4 protein-coding genes are annotated in these 2343 nt (G+C 39.3%); all 4 read right to left on the bottom strand.

Annotated elements, in window-relative coordinates; translation table 11 throughout:
• The coding region (locus AC1DPQ_RS25070; RefSeq protein ID WP_477611221.1) for a molybdenum cofactor biosynthesis protein MoaE at positions 1–363 on the bottom strand (363 nt) is incomplete at its 3' end.
• Between the two features lies 1 nt (position 364).
• Positions 365–1471, bottom strand: coding sequence for a ThiF family adenylyltransferase (locus AC1DPQ_RS25065; protein ID WP_477584260.1), 1107 nt, complete (start codon positions 1469–1471; stop codon positions 365–367).
• A 5-nt stretch (positions 1472–1476) separates the two neighbouring features.
• Positions 1477–1710 (bottom strand): MoaD/ThiS family protein, encoded by a 234-nt coding sequence (locus AC1DPQ_RS25060; protein WP_029277560.1) that lies wholly within the window; start codon positions 1708–1710, stop codon positions 1477–1479.
• A gap of 140 nt (positions 1711–1850) precedes the next feature.
• The coding region (locus tag AC1DPQ_RS25055) for a molybdopterin-binding protein (protein ID WP_477611220.1) at positions 1851–2343 on the bottom strand (493 nt) is incomplete at its 5' end.

The following is a 2343-nucleotide window of genomic DNA, read 5'->3' as shown; positions in this document are numbered from 1 at the left end:
TACAACTTCAGTACAGGCCGCCATTGCCGGTTTACGGTGTGCCGACGAAGTGAAAACAAAAAGGCAGATTTCGCCTGTTTTAACTGTGCCCAAACTATGATAAATATGCATGCAATTGAGTGGATATTTTTCGAAGATTTCTTCCCTGATCTGATGCATTTTTTCGAGGGCAAGGTCTTCGTATGCGGTATATGTTATCGCTGCAACAAATTTGCCTTCAATTTCATCTTTTCTCACCTGGCCCATAAAAATACTATGGCCTCCAATAGCTGTTTTGTTGTTGTGTTTGGCAATACTGTCGGCTATAAAAGCAGGTTCGATTGGGCCATTTACAAATATGTTCTTTATCTTTTTTTCGCTCATGTTAGGGTTTGAGAAAATGATCTCTCCATTTTACGATACCACCTTTTAAACTGTATATTTTTTTTGCATCGCCATATTTTTCCTGCATAGCCTCTGCTGCGGCTACACTTCTGATGCCATGCTGGCAAATCAGCACCACATGTTTTTGATAAAATTCTTTACTCATAAAGGCGCCAAACTCCGACATTGGTACCTGCGTAAAGATCTGTTTATCCAGTATGGGTACTTCGTGCCTTTCGCGTACGTCGATTAAAATTGTAGATTCTAACTGCTGAAGTTTAACCAGTTCGCTGGCATCAATTTCTTTATATCCCTGCGGTCCTTCGCTCGTATCCTGATAATCCATATTTAAAAATTCATCAACAGTTTTGGGCAGGGAATAACCGCCTCCATGACTGATATTGATGGTATATTGTTCTTGTGTAAGTAGGTTGTAACTTAAAATTTTATTGGTGAGTGGTTGCCCGATTTTGGCAATCAGTTTAATGGTTTCTGCGGCTGCCATGGTACCCAATATTCCTGGCAATACGCCTAAAATGCCATTTTCTGCACAATTGGCTACTTCTCCTTTATCGGGTGGAATGGGGAAAAGATCGCGGTAATTGGTGCTGGGCGTTAAATGATCGGGCGTGTTAAATATGGCCAACTGACCCTCAAAACCCGAAACTGCAGCAAATATTAGCGGTTTGTTCAATAGGGCACTGGCATCGTTAATGAGGTATCTGGATTCGAAATTGTCTGTACCATCCAATATGTAATCGTATCTGGATAGAATATCGAGGATATTATTTTTCTGCAAACGGATGGGGTGGCGGATAATCCCGATCTGCGTATTCATCTCCTGCAAGCGCTTTGCTGCAATCTCTACTTTCAGTTTCCCGATATCAGCCGTTGTAAAAAGAATCTGTCTATGTAAATTGGACAATGAAATGGTATCGTCATCAACAATACCAATATGGCCAATGCCGGCAGCAGCAAGGTATTGCAACGCTGGACAACCCAAGCCACCAGCACCAATTACAAGCACTTTTGCCCTTAAAAGCTGCTGTTGTGCCTCCTCTCCAAATCCTTTAAGGATAATCTGCCTGTTGTATCGTTCTGCACTCATATCGTTTATCCGCCAGAAAAAGGTGGCATTATGGCTATTGTAGCGTTGTTGGTAATTTCAGTATTTTCCTGAACGATATTTTTGTTCAAGGCAAGTTTATATTTCATGCTTTTTAAAGCAGGAAACTGATTTTCTAAATACTGTTTAAAAGCATCGGTATCAGCAATGCCATCAACCTCAATATTTTGATTGTTGATAAACTCGGAAATCTTGCCAAAACTGATCAATTCGATTTTCATCTGTATATTTTTGTTTTTATCGGTGATGAAGCTATCATGAGCATGTTTTTCACAAGTTTCTATTTGATTTTTGTGTTCAAGCGCTCACAGGCTCGGTTTATTACCATTTGTGAGTGTTTGCTCATGATGGTTTCATGCTGCTAATTTACCTGTAAGATGCTGATTTTACTCAATCCTTTTACAAATCTTCTTCCTGTTGCGAAATCGCTTGGTGTAATAATGGTGATATTTCCCTTTTCAGCCTTTGCAGGATTGGTATCATAACCGGTTAAAACCAGCACTTGATTTCCGGTTGGCGAATTAAAAATTTCGTTCCACGAGTACACCACTTTATAATTATCGGTTGCCGTAAAAACCAGATAATATTCACTTAATGTTTTTGGTGAGGCAGCATCTATTTCTACCTTGGCCAAAATATCTTTCAAAAGCACACCTTTAATGTTTTTAATGCTGCTTTTACGCTGCATCAAGTGGTTAAAAATTGTCATACTATCCAAACTAACGGATTTATAAGCACTTAAATTGTCTAAAGTAACTGTTAGCGGAGCTTTAACCTTTCCTTCGATTACAAATTGCTTGCTCTCCTGTGCATTTACAGCAAAACTTAAAAATAATAAGCCGATGATAAGGTAT

The sequence above is a fragment of the Pedobacter sp. 01T416_2 genome, from assembly GCF_056398925.1.
The sequence above is the reverse complement of the archived record's forward strand: the minus strand, read 5'-3'. Positions and strand labels throughout refer to the sequence as shown.